This window comes from Sphaerisporangium sp. NPDC005289 (assembly GCF_040607455.1).
Classification (GTDB): Bacteria; Actinomycetota; Actinomycetes; order Streptosporangiales; family Streptosporangiaceae; genus Sphaerisporangium; species Sphaerisporangium rhizosphaerae.
Window position 1 is genome coordinate 62772 of the sequence record NZ_JBEXGS010000034.1, and the last position, 20090, is coordinate 82861.

17 protein-coding genes are annotated in these 20090 nt (G+C 74.3%); 11 read left to right on the forward strand and 6 right to left on the reverse strand.

Annotation, left to right across the window (positions count from 1 at the left end; translation table 11 throughout):
- Nucleotides 1–5 precede the first annotated feature (5 nt).
- From ABZT47_RS37410 to ABZT47_RS37425, 4 genes are read right to left on the reverse strand one after another with little or no spacing between them, the layout of a single operon-like run.
- A complete protein-coding gene (locus ABZT47_RS37410; protein WP_354852813.1) occupies nucleotides 6–1427 on the reverse strand; it encodes an RNB domain-containing ribonuclease in 1422 nt (473 codons plus the stop codon).
- A gap of 11 nt (nucleotides 1428–1438) precedes the next feature.
- A complete protein-coding gene (locus ABZT47_RS37415) occupies nucleotides 1439–2344 on the reverse strand; it encodes a 5'-3' exonuclease (protein ID WP_354852814.1) in 906 nt (301 codons plus the stop codon).
- 29 nt (nucleotides 2345–2373) lie between these two features.
- On the reverse strand, nucleotides 2374–3444 hold the full coding sequence (locus tag ABZT47_RS37420; protein WP_354852816.1) for an LLM class flavin-dependent oxidoreductase: 1071 nt from the start codon (nucleotides 3442–3444) through the stop codon (nucleotides 2374–2376).
- Nucleotides 3445–3491: 47 nt separating this feature from the next.
- Nucleotides 3492–4160 carry an NAD(P)-binding domain-containing protein gene (locus ABZT47_RS37425; protein ID WP_354852818.1) on the reverse strand — a complete coding sequence of 223 codons (669 nt, stop codon included), beginning with the start codon at nucleotides 4158–4160 and terminating at the stop codon, nucleotides 3492–3494.
- Nucleotides 4161–4490: 330 nt separating this feature from the next.
- On the opposite strand from ABZT47_RS37425, the gene ABZT47_RS37430 reads away from it, so the two are divergent.
- Both ABZT47_RS37430 and ABZT47_RS37435 read left to right on the forward strand, forming a co-directional pair.
- Nucleotides 4491–5606 (forward strand): Xaa-Pro peptidase family protein, encoded by a 1116-nt coding sequence (locus tag ABZT47_RS37430; protein WP_354852820.1) that lies wholly within the window; start codon nucleotides 4491–4493, stop codon nucleotides 5604–5606.
- Nucleotides 5607–5711: 105 nt separating this feature from the next.
- A complete protein-coding gene (locus ABZT47_RS37435; RefSeq protein WP_354852822.1) occupies nucleotides 5712–6860 on the forward strand; it encodes an acyl-CoA dehydrogenase family protein in 1149 nt (382 codons plus the stop codon).
- An 86-nt stretch (nucleotides 6861–6946) separates the two neighbouring features.
- Here the strand turns inward: ABZT47_RS37435 and ABZT47_RS37440 are convergent, their stop codons facing one another.
- Complete coding sequence (locus tag ABZT47_RS37440; protein ID WP_354852824.1) at nucleotides 6947–7849, reverse strand: alpha/beta hydrolase fold domain-containing protein; 903 nt, start codon at nucleotides 7847–7849, stop codon at nucleotides 6947–6949.
- 608 nt (nucleotides 7850–8457) lie between these two features.
- Between ABZT47_RS37440 and ABZT47_RS37445 the strand changes: the two genes are divergently transcribed.
- From ABZT47_RS37445 to ABZT47_RS37480, 8 genes are all read left to right on the forward strand, one after another.
- Nucleotides 8458–8934 carry a hypothetical protein gene (locus ABZT47_RS37445; RefSeq protein ID WP_354852826.1) on the forward strand — a complete coding sequence of 159 codons (477 nt, stop codon included), beginning with the start codon at nucleotides 8458–8460 and terminating at the stop codon, nucleotides 8932–8934.
- A 268-nt stretch (nucleotides 8935–9202) separates the two neighbouring features.
- Nucleotides 9203–10138, forward strand: coding sequence for an aliphatic sulfonate ABC transporter substrate-binding protein (locus ABZT47_RS37450; RefSeq protein WP_354852828.1), 936 nt, complete (start codon nucleotides 9203–9205; stop codon nucleotides 10136–10138).
- A complete protein-coding gene (locus ABZT47_RS37455) occupies nucleotides 10135–10893 on the forward strand; it encodes an ABC transporter permease (RefSeq protein ID WP_354852830.1) in 759 nt (252 codons plus the stop codon). Before ABZT47_RS37450 ends, ABZT47_RS37455 begins: the two co-directional genes overlap by 4 nt.
- Complete coding sequence (locus ABZT47_RS37460) at nucleotides 10866–11597, forward strand: ABC transporter ATP-binding protein (protein ID WP_354852832.1); 732 nt, start codon at nucleotides 10866–10868, stop codon at nucleotides 11595–11597. The genes ABZT47_RS37455 and ABZT47_RS37460 overlap by 28 nt, the downstream gene beginning before the upstream one ends.
- A gap of 93 nt (nucleotides 11598–11690) precedes the next feature.
- Nucleotides 11691–12617, forward strand: coding sequence for an AAA family ATPase (locus ABZT47_RS37465; RefSeq protein WP_354852834.1), 927 nt, complete (start codon nucleotides 11691–11693; stop codon nucleotides 12615–12617).
- 4 nt (nucleotides 12618–12621) lie between these two features.
- Nucleotides 12622–13506 carry a DUF58 domain-containing protein gene (locus tag ABZT47_RS37470; protein ID WP_354852835.1) on the forward strand — a complete coding sequence of 295 codons (885 nt, stop codon included), beginning with the start codon at nucleotides 12622–12624 and terminating at the stop codon, nucleotides 13504–13506.
- A gap of 62 nt (nucleotides 13507–13568) precedes the next feature.
- On the forward strand, nucleotides 13569–14519 hold the full coding sequence (locus tag ABZT47_RS37475; RefSeq protein WP_354852837.1) for a VWA domain-containing protein: 951 nt from the start codon (nucleotides 13569–13571) through the stop codon (nucleotides 14517–14519).
- Entirely contained in the window at nucleotides 14520–15572 is a 1053-nt protein-coding gene (locus ABZT47_RS37480; protein ID WP_354852839.1) for a VWA domain-containing protein, read from the forward strand. It abuts the gene before it with no gap.
- A 6-nt stretch (nucleotides 15573–15578) separates the two neighbouring features.
- Here the strand turns inward: ABZT47_RS37480 and ABZT47_RS37485 are convergent, their stop codons facing one another.
- Nucleotides 15579–16487 (reverse strand): serine hydrolase, encoded by a 909-nt coding sequence (locus tag ABZT47_RS37485; RefSeq protein ID WP_354852840.1) that lies wholly within the window; start codon nucleotides 16485–16487, stop codon nucleotides 15579–15581.
- Nucleotides 16488–17014: 527 nt separating this feature from the next.
- Between ABZT47_RS37485 and lanL the strand changes: the two genes are divergently transcribed.
- The gene (gene lanL, locus ABZT47_RS37490) at nucleotides 17015–19894 is read left to right on the forward strand and encodes a class IV lanthionine synthetase LanL (RefSeq protein WP_354852842.1); all 2880 of its coding nucleotides are present in this window, start codon (nucleotides 17015–17017) and stop codon (nucleotides 19892–19894) included.
- Nucleotides 19895–20090 lie beyond the last annotated feature (196 nt).

Genomic DNA, 20090 nt, shown 5'->3' on the forward strand with positions numbered 1-20090 from the left:
GCGGGTCAGGCGAGGGTGAAGCGGACCTCGCGGGTGAGCAGGTCGGCGCGGGTGAGGCGCACCTGGACCTTCTCGCCCAGGGGCAGGCCGTCGCCGTCGCAGCGGGCCACGACGGCCGGGTCGGCGACCTGGACGACGCCGCCCGGCCGGCCGTCCTCGACGTCCACCACGACCGCGTCGAAGGTCTGGCCGACCCGGTCGCGCAGCACGAACGCCTCCACCAGGTCCACGCAGGCCCGCTCGGCGGCGGACGCGCGGCGCCCGCTGCCCGCCATGAGGGCCGGCAGCTCCGACAGGGCCTGCTGGACCGGCTCGGGGACCGGCACCCCGGCGGCCACCGACAGGCACACCTCGGTGCCGTACCGGTCGACCAGGCGGCGCAGGGGAGCGGTGACGTGGGCGTACGGCGCGGCGACGGCGGCGTGCGAGGCGTCCTTGGGCGGCTCGCCGTTGAAGGCGGTGTACCCCGCCCCGCGCAGCAGCACCGTCGCCTCCTTCAGGAACGCGGCGCTCCCGGGCGTCCCGGGGTCCAGGGCCGCCACGACCTCTCCGAAGCCGGCGCCGTCGGGCCAGGCCACCCCGAGGGCGGAGGCGATCCTGCGCACCCGCGCGACGGTCTCCGGCGGTGCGGGCGGCAGGGTGCGAAGGACGCCCATCTCGGCGTCGAGCATCATCGCCGCCGCGGCCATGCCGGTCATCAGGGAGATCTGCGCGTTCCACGTCTCGGCGGGCAGCGGCGTGCGGAACTCCACCCGGTAGCCGTCCCCGTGCGCGACGACCTCCTGCTCGGGGGTCGGCAGGGAGACCCCGCCGCGCTCCTGTTCGAGCGCCAGGCGCAGCCCGCCGACCACGGGCAGCAGCCGCAGCGTCCCGTCGGCGGTGCCGGTGTCGACCGCGGCCTGGACGTAGTCGTAGTCGAGCCGCTCGCGGCTGCGCACCAGGGCCCGCGACACGTCGGCGCCGATGGTGCGCCCGTCGGAGTCCAGGTCGAGGCACCACAGCGCCGCCGGCCGGACGACGCCGGGCAGCAGGCTGGCCGCGCCCTCCGACAGCACGGGCGGGTGCAGCGGCACCCGCTCGTCGGGCATGTACAGCGTCTCGCCGCGCCGCCTGGCCTCGTCGTCGATCGCGCCGCCCGGCCGCACGAAGGAGGCGACGTCGGCGATGGCGTACCAGACCCGGAAGCCGCGGGGACGCTCCTCGATGCACAGCGCCTGGTCCAGGTCCATCGACCCGGCCGGGTCGACGGTCAGCAGGGGCAGGTCGGTGCGGTCGGGCAGGGAGGGCGCCGGCGTGGCGGCGGCCTGGGCGGCCTCCTCCAGGGTCGGCGGGGGGAACGCCTCGGGCAGCCGAAGCTCGTCGCGGATGCGTTCGAAGCCCTCCGCGAGGCGGGGAGCACCGGACGCATGAATCGTCGTATGACTCACAATCAGGGATCTTATGCGGCAAGCACGGCGAGCAGCCTATTCAGCGGGCCGTCCAGGCCATAGCGGTCGGCCAGCTCGACCAGTGCCTCGGGGTCGCGAGGCGCGACCGGCCGGGCGATCGGCACCTCCGGCAGCGGCGCGTCGTGGGCCACCTTGACCACCGCGGGCGCGACCGCGAGGTAGTCGCGTGCCTTGTCGAGCTTGAGGCGGCTGCCGGCCGGGAAGCCGTCGACGACCCCGTCGTCCAGCGCGGCGAGCATGGCCTCCAGCGAGCCGAACCGGGTGATCAGGGCGGCGGCCGTCTTGTCGCCGACCCCCGGCACGCCGGGCAGCCCGTCGCTGGGGTCTCCGCGCAGGGTGGCGAAGTCGGCGTAACCGCGGCCGGGGATGCCGTACTTGGCGCTGACCTGCGCCTCGTCGATCGCCTGCAGGTTACGAATGCCCTTTATCGTGTAAAGGACGCGGCACGGGCGCTTGTCGTCGACCAACTGGAACAGGTCGCGGTCTCCGGTGACGATGTCGATGGCCCCGCTCGCCCTGAAGGTGTAGGTGCCGATGACGTCGTCGGCCTCGTACCCCGGCACGCCGACCCGGGCGATGCCGACCGCGTCGAGCACTTGCTCGATCACCGGCACCTGGGGTGCCAGGGTGTCGGGCACCTCCTCCTCGTGCCCGGTGGCGACCCGGTGGGCCTTGTAGGACGGGATCGCCGCCACGCGGAACGCGGGACGCCAGTCGGCGTCCATGCAGGCCACCAGCTCGTCGGGGCCATGGGCGCGCACCAGCGTGGCGATCATGTCGATCAGGCCCCGGACGGCGTTGACCGGCATGCCGTCGGGGGCGGTCATCGACTCGGGGACGCCGTAGTAGGCGCGGAAGTACAGCGATGGGGTGTCGAGCAGCATCAACCCTGGCATGGGCCCATCCTTCCAGCACCCGCCCCCGCTCACGCCAGGAGTTCGCGCACGCGCGGGGCGACCTTGGTGCCGAAGAGCTCGATGTTCTTCATGAGCGAACGGTGGGAGAGCCCGCCCATGGCGTACTTCAGCTCGAAGCGGCCGGCGTCGAGCGCGCGCAGGTTCGCCGCGATCTTCTGGGCGACGGTCTCCGGGGATCCGACGTAGAGCGCCCCGTGCGGCCCGACCTCGCGCAGGAACGACTGCTTGGTCGGGACGGCGAACCCCCGGGTCCTGGCGGCGTTCCGGAGGACCGCCAGGTAGTTGGGCCAGAACTCCTCCAGCGCCTCCTCGTCGGTCGCGGCGACGTGCCCGGGGGAGTGCACCCCGATGGGCAGGGCGGCGCGTCCCGACTCCGCGAGGGCCTGCCGGAACAGCCGCGAGAAGGGGGCGAAGCGGGCCGGGGGCCCGCCGATGATCGCCAGCATGAGCGGGAAGCCCAGACGCGCGGCGCGCAGGACCGACTGAGGGCTGCCGCCGACGCCGATCCACGCCGGGAAGGGCCCGTCCTCGGTGTGCGGCACGACGTCCTGGTCGACGAGCGGGGCGCGGGTCCTGCCCTTCCAGGTGACCCGCCCTCCCTTGAGCAACTCGGCGAACAACTGGGTCTTCTCCTCGAACAGCTCCTCGTAGTCGGCGAGGTCGTAGCCGAACAGCGGGAAGGAGTCGACGCTGGAGCCGCGCCCGAGGATGACCTCCGCCCGGCCGCCGGAGACGGCGTTCAGCGTGGAGTAGCGCTGGAACACCCGGACGGGGTCGTCGGAGCTGAGGACCGTGACCGCCGACCCGAGCCGGACGCGGGTCGTGCGGGCGGCGATCGCCGCGAGCACCACGTCGCCCGCCGACAGCGGGAAGTCGCCGGTGTGGTGCTCCCCGATCCCGAAGAAGTCCAGTCCCACCTGGTCGGCGAGGACGCCCTGCTCCACGATGTCGCGGATCGTCTGGGCGTGGGACAGCGGGCGGCCGTCGTCGCCGCCGGTGACGTCGCCGAAGGTGTCCAGGCCGAGTACCAGGGGAGCGGGCCGGCCTTCGGTGGCGGCGGCGGAGGATATCGCGGTCATGTCGCGTCTTTCTTTGCGGTGGGATCGGGTGGTTCGCGGGGGACGCCTCAGGCGGCCTGGGCGTCCAGGGCCCGTTCGAACTCGGCGCGGCGAAGCGAGGCCCCGAAGACCGGGCCGCCGGGCTGGAACAGCCGGCCGGCGCCCAGGCCGTCCAGCCGGACCGCGTCGTAGCCGATGCGCTCGATGAACTCCGCCACGACGCCCACCGCTCCGGGGTCGTCGCCGGCGACGCCGAGCGCGTGGCGTTCGGGCGAGCCGGCGGGCCGGCGCTCCTCTTCGAGCTCGTGGTAGCCGATGTGGTTGAGGGTCTTGACGACCGTCGACCGGGACAGCCGCCGCTGGACGATCTCGCTGCTGCCGTACCGGGGGTCCTCGAACAGGGGCTGGACGCCGTCGGTGGGCGGCCAGTAGTTCATCGTGTCGACGACGAGCCTGCCGGCGACCAGGGCGGGGTCGAAGGCCGCGAACCGGTGCAGCGGGATCGCGAGGATCACGATGTCGGCGTCGGCGACGGCGTCGGCCGCCCAACGGGGTTCGGCTCCGGGCACCAGCACGCCGGCGATGAGGGCGATCTTCTCCGGGTCGCCGGAGGCGGAGATCGTCACCGGGTGGCCGGCGGCGATCGCGACCCGCGCGATCGCGGGCCCGGCGTGCCCGGCGCCGAGCACGGCGACCCGCGCCGGCGAGGTCGGCGCCGGTGAGGTTCCGCCGGTCATCAGGATCCCTCCTTGGGGGACGGCGACCCGTTCGGGTGGGGACGGTCGCGCGGCGCCGCGAGGACGTCGGCGAGCACGTCGAACCGCTCACGGGTCAGGGGTGCCGGAGAGGTGGCCGCGGACGGCCCTCAGGTGGGGGCCCGGCTCATCTCCTTGACGAGTCAAGCATATCAGATGGTTGCCGCGTCAACTGTTGACGTATCAACAAGGCTACGTGATGGCGGCGGCCCGCTGAGAACGCCGCGGCCGTGATCCGGCGCGACAGGGCTTCGCGGGGACGAGGCCGGGGGGTGCGGACGGCGGTGATCCCGGTGGAATAGATTGGTCGGTGTGACAACGACGTCCCTGGACCTCTACCCGGTGACGCGCGTGGCCGACGTGCGCGCCGCCACCGCCGCCGCCGGCATCGGCGCGCTGCTGCTGACCCCCGGCCCCGACCTGCGGTACGTCACCGGATACGACGCCCTGCCGCTGGAGCGCCTCACCTGCCTCGTGGTGCCCGCCGAGGGCGAGGCGTTCATGGTGGTGCCCCGGCTGGAGCTGCCGGCCGCCGAGCATTCCCCGGCCTCCCGGCTCGGCCTGGAGTTCGTCGCCTGGGACGAGACCGACGACCCCTACGCCCTGGTCGCGCGCCGGGTCGGCGCGGTGGCCACCGTGGGGCTGGCCGACCGCATGTGGGCGATGCAGTCGCTGCGCTTCCGCTCCGCCCTCCCCGGCGCCGAGCAGGTGCTGGCCGGGTCGGTGCTCAGGGAGCTGCGCATGCGCAAGAGCCCCGCCGAGGTCGCCGCCCTGCGCGAGGCCGGCGCCGCCATCGACGCCGTCCACGCCCAGGTGCCCGGTCTGCTCAAGCAGGGCCGCACCGAGCGCGAGGTCGGCAGGGACATCGCCGAGGCCATCCTCGCCGCCGGGCACTCCACCGTCGACTTCGTCATCGTCGGCTCGGGCCCGAACGGCGCAAGCCCGCACCACGAGCTGTCCGACCGGGTCATCCAGGCCGGCGACCCGGTGGTGGTCGACATCGGCGGCCAGATGCCGAGCGGCTACTGCTCCGACTCCACCCGCACCTACAGCGTGGGAGAGCCCCCCGCCGACTTCTCGGCCTACTACGAGGTGCTGCGCCAGGCCCAGGAGGCCGCGTGCGCCGCCGTGCGGCCGGGCGTGCCGTGCGAGGCCGTCGACGCCGCCGCCCGCGAGATCATCGCCGACGCCGGGTACGGCGAGCGGTTCATCCACCGCACCGGCCACGGCATCGGGCTGGAGACCCACGAGGAGCCCTACATCGTCTCGGGCAACGCCGAGCCGCTGGCGCCCGGGTTCGCCTTCTCCGTCGAGCCGGGCGTCTACCTGCCCGGACGGCACGGCTCCCGCATCGAGGACATCGTCGTGTGCACCGAGACCGGCGGCGAGCGCCTCAACAACCGGCCCCACGACCTCGTCGTGGTCTGACCCAGGCCGACGCGTGCCCACCGTCCCGCCCCGCGACCTCCCCGGGAGGTCGTGCGGCGGGACGCCACTCCTCATCCCCGCCCCCCCGTGACCTGGAGTGCCGACATGACGGTCGACCGCGCCCTGCCCACGCCCGAAGCCCACGACCTGCTGGACCTCGTCCGGGAGATCATCACCAAGGACGTCGCGCCGCGCGCGGCCGGCGACGAGGCCGACGGCCGCTTCCCCCGCGAGGTGTTCACCACCCTGGGCAGGGCCGGCCTGCTCGGGCTGCCCTACCCCGAGGAGCACGGCGGCGCCGCCCAGCCCTACGAGGTGTACCTGCAGGTGGTGGAGGAGCTGGCGGGCGCGTTCCTCGCCGTCGGCCTCGGCGTCTCCGTGCACACCCTGTCGTGCTTCCCCCTCGCCGCCTACGGCGCGCAGGACAGGCGGGCCGACCTGCTGCCCGCCATGATCGGCGGCGAGCTGCTCGGCGCGTACTGCCTGTCGGAACCGCAGTCCGGCTCCGACGCCGCCGCCCTGACCACCCGGGCCCAGGCCGCCGACGGCGGGTACGTCGTGGACGGCGTCAAGGCGTGGACCACCCATGGCGGCGTGGCCGACTTCTACACACTGATGGCGCGCACCTCCGGCGACGGCGCCCGGGGCATCTCCTGCTTCCACGTACCGGCGGACACGCCCGGGCTGTCGTTCGGCCGGCCTGAGCGCAAGATGGGCATGCGCTCCTCCCCGACGGCCCAGGTGCGCCTGGACGGGGTGCGACTCGGGCCCGAGGCGCTGATCGGCGGCGAGGGAGAGGGCTTCCGCATCGCCATGGCCGCCCTGGACGGGGGGCGGCTCGGCATCGCCGCCTGCGCCGTCGGCGTCGCCCAGGCCGCCCTGGACACCGCCGTCTCCTACGCCCGCGAGCGCCGCCAGTTCGGCAGGCGCATCGCCGACTTCCAGGGGCTGGGCTTCCTGCTCGCCGACATGGCCACCCAGATCGCCGCCGCCCGCTCCCTGTACCTGGACGCCGCCCGCCTGCGCGACGCGGGCCGTCCGTACGGCACCCGCGCGGCGATGGCGAAGCTGTTCGCCACCGACGCCGCCATGAAGATCACGACCGACGCCGTGCAGGTCCTCGGCGGTTACGGCTACGTCGAGGACTTCCCGGCCGAACGCCTCATGCGGGAGGCCAAGGTCCTGCAGATCGTCGAGGGCACCAACCAGATCCAGCGCGTGGTCATCTCCCGCGCCCTCACCAAGGAAAGCTGAACCCGGCGCTCCCTTGGAGCCGGGGTCGTGCGACCGTCGTTCCGGTGAGCCCGCGGGCGGGCTCACCGGCGTGCGGTCGTCCGGGCCTAGGGGAGGTGGAGCTTGGGGCGGACCCACTGGGCCAGTTTGCCGATGGCGTCGTCGGACACCTTCGAGCGCCCGGCGGCCATCTGGAAGGTGTGCAACTGGCCGGGGAAGACCTCGATCTCGGCGTCCACGCCGGCCGCGCGGGCGTTGCCGGCGAGCCGGCGGGCCTCACCGAGCAGCGTCTCGTCGCCGCCCGCCTGGATGTAGATCGGCGGCAGGCCGCTCAGATCGGCGTGGAGCGGGCTCGCCAGCGGGTCCTTGGGGTCGGCGCCGCCCAGGTACAGGTACGCCAGGATCTCCACGACCTCCTTGTAGAAGAACTCCTCGGTCGCGCGGTTGGTGTCGAAGGTCTCCTCGCCGACCGTCATGTCGACCCACGGGGAGAGCAGCATCAACGCGGCGGGGAGGGGAAGGCCGAGCTCGCGGGCGCGCAGGATCGCCGCCAGGGACACCCCGGCGCCGAGCGAGTCGCCGGCGAGCGCGATGTGCCCGGCGTCGAAACCCTGGTCGAGCAACCCGCGGTAGGCGGTGACGGTGTCAGCGACCGGCACGGGATAGGCCGTCCGGTGGTAGCCGGTGATCAGCGCGCGGACGCCGGCGGCCTTGGCCAGGTGGCCGAACATCTTGCGGTGGGTGTAGATCGAGCCGCTGACGCCGCCGCCGCCGTGCACGCTGAGGATCACGCGGTCCTCGGGGCTGTGCTTCGGGACCGCCCACAGCGCAGGCAGGCCGGCCACCTCGGTCTCCAGGTAGTCGACGCCGCCGGGGTCGGTCGTCAGGCCGGGCCAGTAACGCTCGACCCGTTCGCGGATCTCCTCGGGAGTCTGGTCCGGGTCGTCCTGGGCCGCCCGCGTCATGTCGCGCCAGTGGTCCCTGACGATGTCCGGTTTCCTGTGCGCCATCATATGGTCCTTCCGCGAGTTGGGGTGTGAGATGTCGCGTGCGGCGGATCGCCGGCTCGGCGGGTCCGTCCGCGACGCGCGAGGGGACCGGCCCGGTGACTCCTGTTCGGTGACTCCGGCCCTGTTCCCGTTCGGCGCCGCCGCCTTCGCCGGCGGCGGCCTTCCTCTCCACCGACGCGGCACGCGTGCCGATTCGGACACCGGCCTCCTCGGAAAGACCCGGGGCGGTTCGCCGCCGTGACCTCTCGCCCCGGCGGCCCGGAGCCCGTGCGCCGGCTGCCAGGGCGGGCTGAATCTTTCACGGAGTGGCCGGGGTGTCGGCGATCGCGGGACGTCGTTTCGCCGAAACATTTCGCGGGGGGTGCTCCGCGAGAATTCCGCGATTACCGCTGGACGCCGGACCGCCGCCCGTGAATCCTTCTGGCGCCGGGCCGCGGGTCGGTGCATCTTTCCGTTTCGCGGACTCGGGCCGGCGTCGGAGCAGGCATTTCGCGCCCCGATGGCCGCGTTGGTTTCGGACCCGCCGAAAGTTCTGGCGTTTTGACCGGTGCCCGGAGAAGGTGCTGAATTCGCGGTGGCCGGTGTGAGAGGCGCGAGAAAGGATGCCCATGTTCGCTGTGAGATCGGCTCGGCGGGTGCTGGCGCTCGGTTCTGCTCTGGTCGCGACGGGGGTGCTGAGCGTGGTGGCCGTGTCGTCACCCGCCGCGGCCACCACCGCCGTGCTGAACGCGACCGTGGACTGCTACAACGTCGACTACTCCGGGGACACCCGGGACTGGTACCCCTCCGGTCTGCGGGTCGTCACCTCATCTCCTTCCTGGTCCACGACGGTCGGCAGCGTGACCGCGGTCCCCGCCACGCACTCCTTCCAGTTCAGCCAGGCGCTGCCCAACGACGCCGGGTACGTGGGGGTGTCCGCCGTGTGCAGCGGCGGCCACCAGTACGACCTGCCCGGCTCGACCGGCCTGACGAGCATCCCCGCGGGGACGAACGTCGTGACCGCCAGCTGGGGCTGCTCCACCGGCCCGGTCTACCCCGGCCCGTGGGTCACCAACTGCAGCCTGCAGTCGGTCTCCTACAGCTGACCGTCCGGGGGCCGTCCCAGGGAGGGCGGGGTCGTCCGCGAGCCCGAGGCGCACCGCCGCCGCTCGCGCGGCCCCGCTCTGCGGGGCGCATTCGCCAGGTGGGCCCCATCCCGCGCCGGGAGCACGTGTTCGTCGGTTCGCCGTCCCGGGTGGACGTCGTGGCCTCGCCGAGAAGGGGCGGGGCCGAAATCCCTACTTACCCTATACAAAAGGTAGGTTTTTGGGCATACTTGCGGCCGTTTGCTGTGTTCCACCCAAGGAGCCCCCCATGCGCCGCATCATCCTCCTCTTCGGCGTGCTCGCCCTCGTCGGCGGTCTGTCCGCCTGCGGGGGAGGTGAGACGAAGGCCGGCAAGGAGCACCTGCGCGTCGGCTACCAGCGGTTCGGCGGGCAGAGCCTGCTCAAGGCCAAGGGGTCGGCCCCGGACGCCACCTGGTCGCTGTTCGAGAGCGGTCCCGCGTTGATCGAGGCGCTCAAGGCCGGCGCCATCGACATCGGCCAGACCGGCGAGGCCCCGCCGATCTTCGCCGCGGCCGGCGGCACCAAGTTCAAGATCATCGCGACCTCCCGGCCGGTGCCGAAGGGCGAGGCCGTCCTGGTCAAGGAGAAGAGCGGCTTCACCTCCTTCAAGGACCTCAAGGGCAAGAAGGTCGCGCTCAACAAGGGGTCCAACGTCAACTGGCTGCTGGTCAAGCTCCTCGAGGCCAACGGCATGAAGATCACCGACATCGAGGTCCAGTACCTCAAGCCGGCCGAGGCCCGTCCCGCGTTCGACAACGACCAGGTCGACGCCTGGATCATCTGGGACCCGTACTTCTCCCTCGCCGAGCGCCCGGGCGTGAAGGTCCTGGCCGACGCCACGGGCCTTGCCAACAACCGCGAGTATCTGCTGGCCTCGCCGGAGATCCTGAAGAACAGGCCCGACGCGGTCCGCGCGTACCTCAAGGTCTACCGCGAGGTCACCGACTGGGGCATCGCCCACCCCGAGGAGCGCGTCAAGCTGCTCGCCCCCGAGCTGAAGATCCCCGAGGACGTCGCCCGCCGCGCCCTGGCCCGCAGCGCCCAGCCGCTCGCGCCGGTGGACGCCGCGGTCGGCGAGGAACTCCAGCAGATCGCGGACGGCTTCGCCGGCCTCGCCCTCATTCCCGCCAAGGTCGACGTCACGTCCCTCATCGACCCGAGCTTCCTGGACATCTTGCAGTGAGGCTCAGGCCACGGCGGCTGATCACCCCGATCGTGCTCGTCGCCGGATGGGAGGGCGCCGCCCGGGCCGGCGTCCTCCCGCACGACAAGCTCCCCGCGCCGAGCGAGGTCGCGGCGGCGGCCTGGCGGCTGTCCCTGGACGGAACCCTCGGCCTGCACCTGCTGGAATCCCTGGAACGGGCCGCCCTCGGGCTGCTCATCGGCGGCTCGCTCGCCCTGGTCCTGGGCGCGGTCGCCGGGTTGCTCCGGACCGGGGACGACCTGGTGGACCCGCCCGTCCAGGCCGCCCGGATGCTGCCGCATCTCGGGCTCGTCCCGCTGCTCATCATCTGGGTGGGCATCGGCGAGTCGCTCAAGATCTCCCTGGTGGCGCTGGGCGCGTTCTTCCCGATCTATCTCAACACCTACGCCGGCATCCGCGGCATCGACGAGAGGCTGGTCGAGGCCGCCCGCACCTGCGGTCTCACCCAGCTCGAGCGGATCAGGCACGTGGTGCTCCCGGGGGCGATGCCGTCGCTGTTCCTCGGCCTGCGGCTGGCGTTCGCCGCGGGATGGCTCAGCCTGGTCGTCGGCGAGCAGGTCAACGGGCAGAGCGGGCTGGGCTTCATGATGATGGAGGCCCGCGACTTCAGCCAGACGGAGATCGTCGTGCTGGGGCTGGTCGTGTACGCGTCCCTCGGCCTGCTGTCCGACCTGGCCCTGCGCACCGCTGAAAGGAGGACGTTGTCATGGCGTCGAGGCCTGCGAGCGTCGTAGCCGCCACCGGGATCCGCCGCGTGTTCGCCGGCACGACGGTCCTCGCCGGCGTCGACCTGCGGATCCGGCGCGGCGAGGTCGTCGCCCTGCTGGGGGAGAGCGGGTCGGGCAAGAGCACCCTCCTGCGGATCCTGGCCGGGCTCGACCAGGAGGCCACCGGTGAGCTCACGACCACCGGGTCCACGGCCGTGGTGTTCCAGGAGCACCGGCTGCTGCCCTGGAAACGGGTGGCCGACAATGTGGCGCTGGGCGTGCGCGGCCGCGACGCCCGCGAGCGCGCGAGGACGGCGCTGGAGGAGGTGGGGCTCGCGGACCGGAGCGGCGCCTGGCCTTCGGAGCTGTCCGGAGGGCAGTCCCAGCGCGTGGCCTTCGCCCGGGCCCTGGTCCGCGAGCCCGACCTGCTCCTGCTCGACGAGCCGTTCGGCGCGCTCGACGCGCTGACCAGGCTGAAGATGCAGGCCCTGTTCGGCAGGCTCCACGCCGGGCACGGCTTCGCCGCGCTGCTCGTGACCCACGACGTGGAGGAGGCGCTCCTGCTCGCCGACCGGCTCCTGGTCCTGGACGAGGGCCGCATCGCCGAGGAGATCGAGGTCGATCTCGGCCGCCCCCGCGCCGTCGACGTCCCGGGCTTCTCCGGCCTGCGCCGCCGCCTGCTCGCCCTCCTCCACGTCCCCGTGGACCTCGGGGCGCCCATCTCGCCCTGACGGCTCGTCCGTGCCGGCCGTGCTCGGCTGCGGGGACGGTTCACAGGGAGTTCTTAGCTGGGATTTGTGGCTATTTTGCCTGAGCTTTATAGGTTGGAGCGATGGAGCGCGTGCCGCAGGAGGCCGGCGCGGCCGAGGCTCGGGGAGCCGTGGCCGGGCGGGCTCGGCGGTTCGCCGCCACAGGCGTCCTGCTCGCTCGCGGTCCGCTCCCTGGCCGCCGCGATCGACGGCAGCTTCCAGCGCGTCCAGTTCACCCCCGACCTGGTGCCCGCCGACCTGGTCGGCACGCGGGTCTACCACCAGCACTCCGGGGAGTTCCGCACCGAGCTCGGCCCGGTGTTCGCCAACCTGCTGCTGGCCGACGAGATCAACCGCGCCCCCGCCAAGGTGCAGAGCGCCCTGCTGGAGGTGATGCAGGAGCACCAGGTGACCATCGGCCGCGAGACGTTCCGGGTGCCCGAGCCGTTCCTGGTCATGGCGACGGAGAACCCGATCGAGTCGGAGGGCACCTACCCGTTGCCGGAGGCGCAGGTCGACCGTTTCATGATGAAGGTGGTCGTCGGCTACCCGACGCAGGCCGAGGAGCAGGCGATCGTCGGCCGGGCGCTGCGTCCGCCGGAGCCGCCGCAGGCGATGGTGACGGCCGAGGAGCTGATCGCGATGCGGGCCCGCGCCCAGGAGGTGTACGTCGATCCGGCGATCGTCGACTACGCGGTGCGGCTGGTCGCCGTGACCCGCTCCCCGGCGACCGCCGGGCTCGGCGAGCTGGAACGGTACCTCACCTACGGGGCGAGCCCGCGGGCGTCCATCGCCCTGGTCACCGGCGCCCGGGCGCTGGCGTTCCTGCGCGGCCGCGAGTACGTCCTGCCGCACGACCTGACAGACCTCGCGCTCGACGTGCTGCGCCACCGCCTCGTGCTGTCCTACGAGGCCCTCGCCGACGACGTCGACGCCGACACGATCATCACCGGGGTGCTCGGCGCCGTCCGGGCGCCCGACGTCGTCCTGCGGAGACGCTGAGCCCATGGCCACCGCCTCCGAGAAGCTCCTGCTCCGCCTGGAGTGGAAGGTCGTCCGCAGGCTCGACGGCCGCCTCCAGGGCGCCCACCGCACCGCGCACCGCGGCGCCGGCGTCGACCTCGCCGGGTTGCGGGCCTACCACGCCGGCGACGACGCCCGGCACATCGACTGGAACGTGACCGCCCGGCTGGACGAGCCGCATCTGCGGCTGTTCACCGAGGACCGCGAGCTGACGGTGTGGCTCGTGCTCGACCGTTCGGCCTCGATGGCGGCGGGCCGGCCGGGACGCGGCAAGCATGACGTTCTGGCCGAGCTTGCGCTCGTCCTGGCCCGGCTGTTCGGCAGGGGCGGCAACCGCGTCGGTGCCCTGATGTTCGACACCGGGACGCTGCGCGTCGTCCCGCCCGGCACCACCCGGCGGCACGCGCTGCGGATCGGCGCCGAGCTCGAACGCACCTCGGAGGCGCGCGGCGGCGCCACCACCGATCTGGCCGGGATGCTGGACGCGGCCGGGCGGCTCGCGCGCCGCCGCGCGCTGATCGTCCTGCTGTCGGACTTCATCGGCGACGGCGACTGGGAGCGCTCGCTCCAGCGCCTGGTCCGGCGGCACGAGGTCGTCGCCCTGCGGATCGTGGACGCCGCCGACGACGCGCTGCCCGAGGCCGGGCTGATCGTGGTCGAGGACGCCGAGACCGGCGAACAGCTCGTCGTCGACTCCGCCGACCCGCTGCTGCGGGCCCGCTTCCGCGCCGCCGTCGACGCCCGCGACGCCCGGCTCACGGCGGGCATGCGCCGGGCCGGGGTGCCCGTCCACCGCATCGGCACCGAACGGGACCTGGCCGAGGCGCTCGCCGAGGTCGTCGCCCGGACCCGGGACCGGTCGCCATGACCGGGCTCGCCGAGGTCGCCGATGGACGGGCCCTTGGTCGCGCGGCCGGTGAAGCAGGACTCATGACCCTGTCCTCCCCGCTGCTGCTGGCCGTCGGGCTGCTGGTCACCGCGGCCCTCGCCTGGGCGGCCGTCGTGTCCGCGCGCCGCCGGACGGCCGCGCTCGCCGCCGCCGGGCTCGCGGTGCCGGGCGGCGGCCGGGCGCACCGCGGCATCGGCCTGACGCTCGCCGGCGTCGGGGTGCTCGCCGTCGCCGCCGCCGGCCCGGCGGTCATGGTGCCGGTCCCGCGGACCGCCGGCACCGTCGTCCTGGCCATCGACGTCTCCGGCAGCATGGGCGCCGACGACGTCGCGCCGACTCGGCTGGCGGCCGCGCAGCGGGCGGCCCGCGCGTTCGTGGCGGCGCAACCCGACAGCGTCGACATCGGAGTCGTCGCCTTTGAACGCAGCGCGCTGACCACCGCGCGGCCCGACGCCGACCACTCCCTCGCCCTGGCGGCCGTCGACCGGCTGAAGGTCTCCGGCGGCACCTCGCTGGGGACGGCCATCCTGGCCTCGCTGTCGGCGATCACCGGCAGGCCGGTGGCGCTCGGCCGGGACGACGCCGCGCCCGACATCGGCTACTGGCCGTCGGCGACGATCGTGATGTTCTCCGACGGCCAGAACCAGGGCGCCGACGTCGGCCGGGCCGCCGCCGTGGCCCAGCGGGCGGGCGTCCACGTCCACACCGTCGGTGTCGTCACCGCGGCCGGGGCCACGGTGAAGGTCGACGGCTACCACCTGCGGACCTCGCTCGACGAGGACACCCTCGCCTTGATCGCCCGGACGACCGGCGGCGCCTACCACCCGGCCTCGGACGCCGCGCGGCTCGACGGGATCGCCGGCACGATCGACCTGCGGCTCACCGTCTCCGACGAGCCGCTTCCGCTCGCCGGCGGGCTGATCGGGCTCGCCTTCGCGCTGCTGACCGCGGGAGCGGCGCTCACCGTGCTGCGGTCTGGACGGGTGATCTGAATGTCGTTGTCATGGCCGTGGGCGCTGCTGTCGATCCTGGTCATCCCGCTGATCTTCGCCGTCCGCGAGTGGGCCCGCCGCCGGCGGAGGCGGGCCGCCGTGCGGGTCACCTCGATCGCGCTGGTCCGCAGCGCCCTGCCCGGCCGTACCCGCTGGACCCGGAAGATCCCCGCCGCGCTGTTCGTCGCCGGGCTCGCGCTGCTCGCGCTCGGCGCCGCGCGCCCCCAGGCGCCGGTGCCGGTGCCGAGGACCTCCGCGACGATCCTGCTCGCGCTCGACACCTCCGGCTCGATGTGCTCCACCGACGTCGCGCCCAATCGCATCACCGCCGCCAGGAAGGCCGCCGCGGACTTCATCGAGTCGCAGCGTGGCGGACCGCGCATCGGCCTGGTCACCTTCGCGGGCACCGCGGGGCTGCTCGTCCCTCCCACCGACGACACCGACGCGCTGATCGAGGCGATGGAGAACCTCACCGTGTCCCGCGGCACCGCGATCGGCCAGGCGGTGCTCACCTCGATCGACGCGATCGCCGAGGTCGACCCGTCGGTCGCCCCCACCGGCGCCGACCCCGGCAACGGCGGCGGCGGCGACGCGGCCGCCATCATCGTGCTGACCGACGGCGCCAACACCCAGGGCGTCGAGCCCCAGACCGCCGCGCGGGAAGCGGCCCTGCGCCGCGTCCGGGTCTTCCCCATCGGGTTCGGCACCACCGCCCCCGCCCCGATGGTCTGCGACAACTCCCAGTTCGACGGCTACGGCGGCTTGGGCGGCTACGGCCGCGGCGGTCGCGGCGGCTTCGACAGGGGCCGCAACCCCCGCACCATCGACGAGCCCGCGCTCGAACGGATCGCCCGGACCACCGGCGGCGCCTACCACCGCGCCGAGAACGCCGACCAGCTCCAGACCGCCCTCAAGGCCCTGCCCAGCAGCTTCACCGTCGTCGACCGCCGAGTGGACGCCTCCGCCGTCTTCGCCGCCGCGGGCGGCGTCCTCATCACCACGGCCCTGTCCCTCACCCTGTGGTGGAACCGCCCCCGCCCACCGGCCCGCTGAGGCGGATCAGGACGAGGTGGAGTCGTCCGCGGCCCAGTCCAGGAGGGACTCGGCGGTGGAGAAGCGGCGGCTGGAGACGTCCTCGCCGAGGATGACCCCGACCAGGCGGCGGCCGTCGCGGTCGGCGGCGAAGGTCAGGCAGTAGCCGGCCGCGTTGGTGAAACCGGTCTTGACGCCGAGCACGCCCGGGTCGCCGAGCAGGTGGTTGGTGTTGGTCCAGGTGTAGGCCCCGTGGCCGTCCGTCGCGTCCACCGAGTGGGTCTCGGTCGAGGTGACCTCACGGAAGGTCGCGTCGCGCAGCGCCGCCGCGGCGAGACGCGCCTGGTCGCGCGCGGTGGAGTAGCCGTCGCCACCGGACATCGGCAGCCCGTCGGGGTTGACGTACCGGGTGTCGGCCAGTCCGAGCCCGCGGGCGGTGGCGTTCATCTTGGCGACGAACCCCTCGACGCCGGGGCCGTAGGTGCGGGCCAGCGCGTGGGCGGCGTCGGCGCCCGAGGGCAGCATCAGGCCGTACAGCAGCTCGCCCACCGGGACCCGGTCGCCGGGGCGCAGGTCGGCGCTCGTGCCGCCGTTGTCGTCGGCGTGGCTCACGTCCGCTGCGGTGATCTGGACGACGTCGGTGAGCTTGGCCTCGCGAAGGACGACGTAGGCGGTCATGACCTTGGTCAGGCTCGCGATCGGCAGCCGGTCGGCGGCGTTCTCGTCGAGCAGCGCCTTGCCGGAGGAGGCGTCGAGCAGGAAGGTGGCGCGCCCGTAGACCTCCGGCGCCCGGCGCGCTGCGGCGGGGAGCGCCACGGGTACGGCGGCGGAGAGGACCGATCCACCCGCGGCGGTCGTCCCGGTGGCCAGGACGGTGGCCGGGGGCGCGGACCGGGCGATGGCGGGAGTGGAAACGCCGCCGACCAGGGCGAACATGGCCGCGCATATGCCTGCGATTACGTTCCGATTACGCACGAGCCTCAGGCTGCCATGTCGGGGCGAGTGGTTTGAGCGGCCTTTAGGACATCCGGCCCAGGGTTTTACCAGGTCAGAGGCCGGTATGGCCGTTCGGTGTGCTCCTCGTCGTGCACCGGCGGCGGTGGCCGCGCGTCACCGCCGGTCCGCGCACCCCGCAGATGTTCTCCTGGGCCCCCCGGAGCCTTTCGGCCTTCTGACGCCGTGGAAACAGGGCGGCGTGCCGGTATTAGTACGCAGACAGAGCCCGGCCGGGGGCGTTGCATGGGGTGCGGCGGGGCCCGCGGCACGGGGAACAGGTCTGCGGGTCCCGCCGGCGGAGTCGTGGGGACGGCCTCGACCACGGTGCGGGCAAGCCCGTGGTGGCCGCACGCTTGAGAACGGGGGTCCATGATGGGCGCTTCTCGCCGCCCGGCGCACGTGACGGGGGACGTCGCCCGAGCATTCCCGCCGCGGTGCGTTCACCGCGCCTCGGAGGGGGAGGCGCGGTGAACGCCCGGCCGCCGGCGAGCGGCGCGGACGCCGCGCCGGCGCCCGGCGACGCCGCGGGGGACACGATCCTGGTGGACGTCGTGCGGGCGGTGCTGGAACGGCAGGGCGCGGACGGCCGGCGCGTCGAGCCCGGCGCGTTCTGGTGCTCGGTGCGAGGCGTCGGCGGGTCCCTGGCGCAGGGATGGAAACTGCACCTGTCGGCGACTCCGCTGTCGGCCCCGCTGGTGCTGGCCAGGGCCGCCGCCGTGCTCGCGCGGCACGGCTGCCCGTTCAAGTTCGCCGGCACCCTCGATCGGGTGGCCGAGCTGACCTCACCGCGGTACGACCGCGCCGCGGGCGGCAAGTTCATCACCGCCTACCCCGACGCCGACGACGAGCGCCTGCGCGCCCTGGCCGAGGAGCTGCACCGCGCGACCGAGGGCCTGCCGGGGCCGGTGATCCTCTCCGACCGCCCCTACCGGCCCGGCAGCCTGGTGCACTACCGGTACGGGGCCCACCGCGGCCGGGTGAGGCTCGGCAACGACGGCTCGCGCGTGGCGATGCTGGTCGCCCCGGACGGGTCGTACGTCCTGGACGAGCGCAGGCCCTGGTACGCCGCGCCGTCCTGGGCGCCGCGCGACCCCTTCGCCGCCGACCCCGCCCCGCCGCCCGGTCCGCCCGGTCCGTCCGGTCCGCCCGGTCCGTCCGGTCCATCCGGGCCGCCGGGGCCGGGGGAGGCGCGGGCAGGGGACGGCGGCGCCGTCGAGGCGGTGCTCCTGGGCGGCCGGTACGTCGTCCACGGGGCCGTGCGCCACGCGCTCAAGGGCGGGGTGTTCGAGGCCGTCGACGAGCGCACCGGATCGGCGGTGATCATCAAGCAGGCCCGCAGGCACGTGGGCTCGACTCCGGGCGGCCTGGACGTCCGCGACGCCCTGCGGCACGAGGCGGCCATGCTGGAGCTGCTGGAGCCGTCCGGGATCACCCCGCTCACCGGCGGCCTGTTCGATCAGCAGGGCGACCTGTTCCTGGTCCAGGAGGCGATCGCCGGGGTCACCCTGCGCGAATGGGTGCGCGCGATCCACGCGGAGACGGCCCGCGGCCAGGACGGCTCCTGGGGTCCGCCGCCGGTGCGGGCCCTGCGCGTCGCCGCCGAGCTGACCGGACTGGTGGCGCTCGTCCACGCCCGCGGCCTGGTGCTCCAGGACTTCAACCCCGGCAACGTGATGGTCGCCGGGGACGGCGGGCTGCGGCTCATCGACCTGGAACTGCTCGCCCGGCCGGGCGAGCCGGTGATGCGGGCCTGCACCCCCGGTTACGGCGCCCCCGAGCAGGGGACGCGCACCGGGTTCGGCCCCGCTCCCGCCCAGTCGGTGGATCTTCACGGGCTGGGGGCGACGCTGTTCCACCTGGTCACCGGCGCCGACCCCCGCCTGCCCGCCGACGACCCGCCGGGACGGCCGCTGCGCGAGCGCCTGGGGACGTGGCTCGCCCACGCCTCCCGGGGCAATCCCGCCGCCGCCCGCCTGGCGCCGCTCATCCTCGCCCTCCTGCACGAGGACCCCGACCGCCGCCCCGGTCTCGCCGAGGTCCGTCGCGCCCTGTCCGTCCCGCCCGGCCCGCCGGACCTGCCCGGCGGCCGGGCGGGGGCCGCGGGCGCCTCTCGGTCTCACGCGCAGAAGGAGCACGAAGACGGGGACCGCGGCGGCGACGGCCTCGGGCGGTTGCTGGACGACGGGCTCGCGCATCTGGTCGCCTCCATGGACACCTCGGCCGGGGAACGGCTGTGGCCGGCCGGAGGCTTCGGCGGGTCGGCCGACCCGTTCAACGTCCAGCACGGCGCCGCCGGCGTGCTGGGCGTCCTGGTACGGGCGTTCCGGGGCCGGCCGGACCCGGCGCTGCGCGAGGCCGTGGCCGCGGCGGCCGGATGGATCCGCCGCGGGGTGCCGCGGGAACCCCGCATGCTGCCCGGACTGTACTTCGGCCGCTCCGGCACCGCCTGGGCCCTGCTGGAGGCCGGCCGGGCGCTCGGCGACGACGACCTCGAACGGCTGGCCGCCGACCTGGCGCTGCGCGTCCCGCTGCGCTGGCCCAACCCCGACGTCTGCCACGGGACCTCCGGCGCGGGCCTGACCCAGCTGCGCTTCTGGGAGGTCACCGGCCGCGAGGTCTTCCTGGACCGGGCCCGCGAGGCCGCCGCGTCGGTCGCCGGCGCGGCCACGCGCGCGGACGGGCGGCTGCTGTGGCCGATCCCGCGCGACTTCGCCTCCACCCTGGCCGGCCTGGTCCACTACGGCTTCGCCCACGGCGTCGCCGGCAACGCCGCCTTCCTGCTCGCCGCGGGACGGGCGCTGCGCGAGCCGGCCTATGTGGAGCTGGCGGCCGAGGCGGCCGGCACGCTCGTCCGGGCGGCCCGCGTCGAGCGGGACGCCGCCTACTGGCCGGGCGGCGAGGGCGACGACCGGCCGCTGACGCACTGGTGCAGCGGCTCCTCGGGCGTCGGCACGTTCCTGGTGCGGATGTGGCGCGAGACCGGCGAGGAGGCCCTGCTGGGCCTGGCGCGCGGCGCCGCCGTCGCCGTCCACCGCTCCCGGTGGCACGCGGGCGCCGGCCAGTGCCACGGCCTGTCCGGCGACGCCGAGTTCCTGCTGGACCTGGCCGAGATGGGCGGCGGCGGACGGCACCGGCGATGGGCCCTGGACCTGGCCGCCGCGATCGGCCTTCGGCACGCCCTGCGGGACGGGCGCATGGTCGTCCCCGGCGACCAGGACGCCGAGATGGCCGCCGGCTTCAACGTGGGCCTGTCAGGCGTGGTGGCCCTGCTGCTGCGGCTGCGCGACGGCGGGCCGCGCATGTGGCTGCCGGAGGTCCTCGCCGGGCCGGGTCCCGCCGCCCGCTGATCATCCGCGTGCTGATCCTCCGCGCCCGCCGGTCCCGGCCGAGCGCGGCCCTGGGCGGGGCGGGACCATGCCCCGGCGCGACAGCGGACATCGGAGGAGGTGGACCGATCGCGCGGGACGACGCGCACGACGGCACAACGGCGAGCACGTCCACGGCGACGGCGGCCGCGGCTACGATCCCGAAGGAGGCGACGAC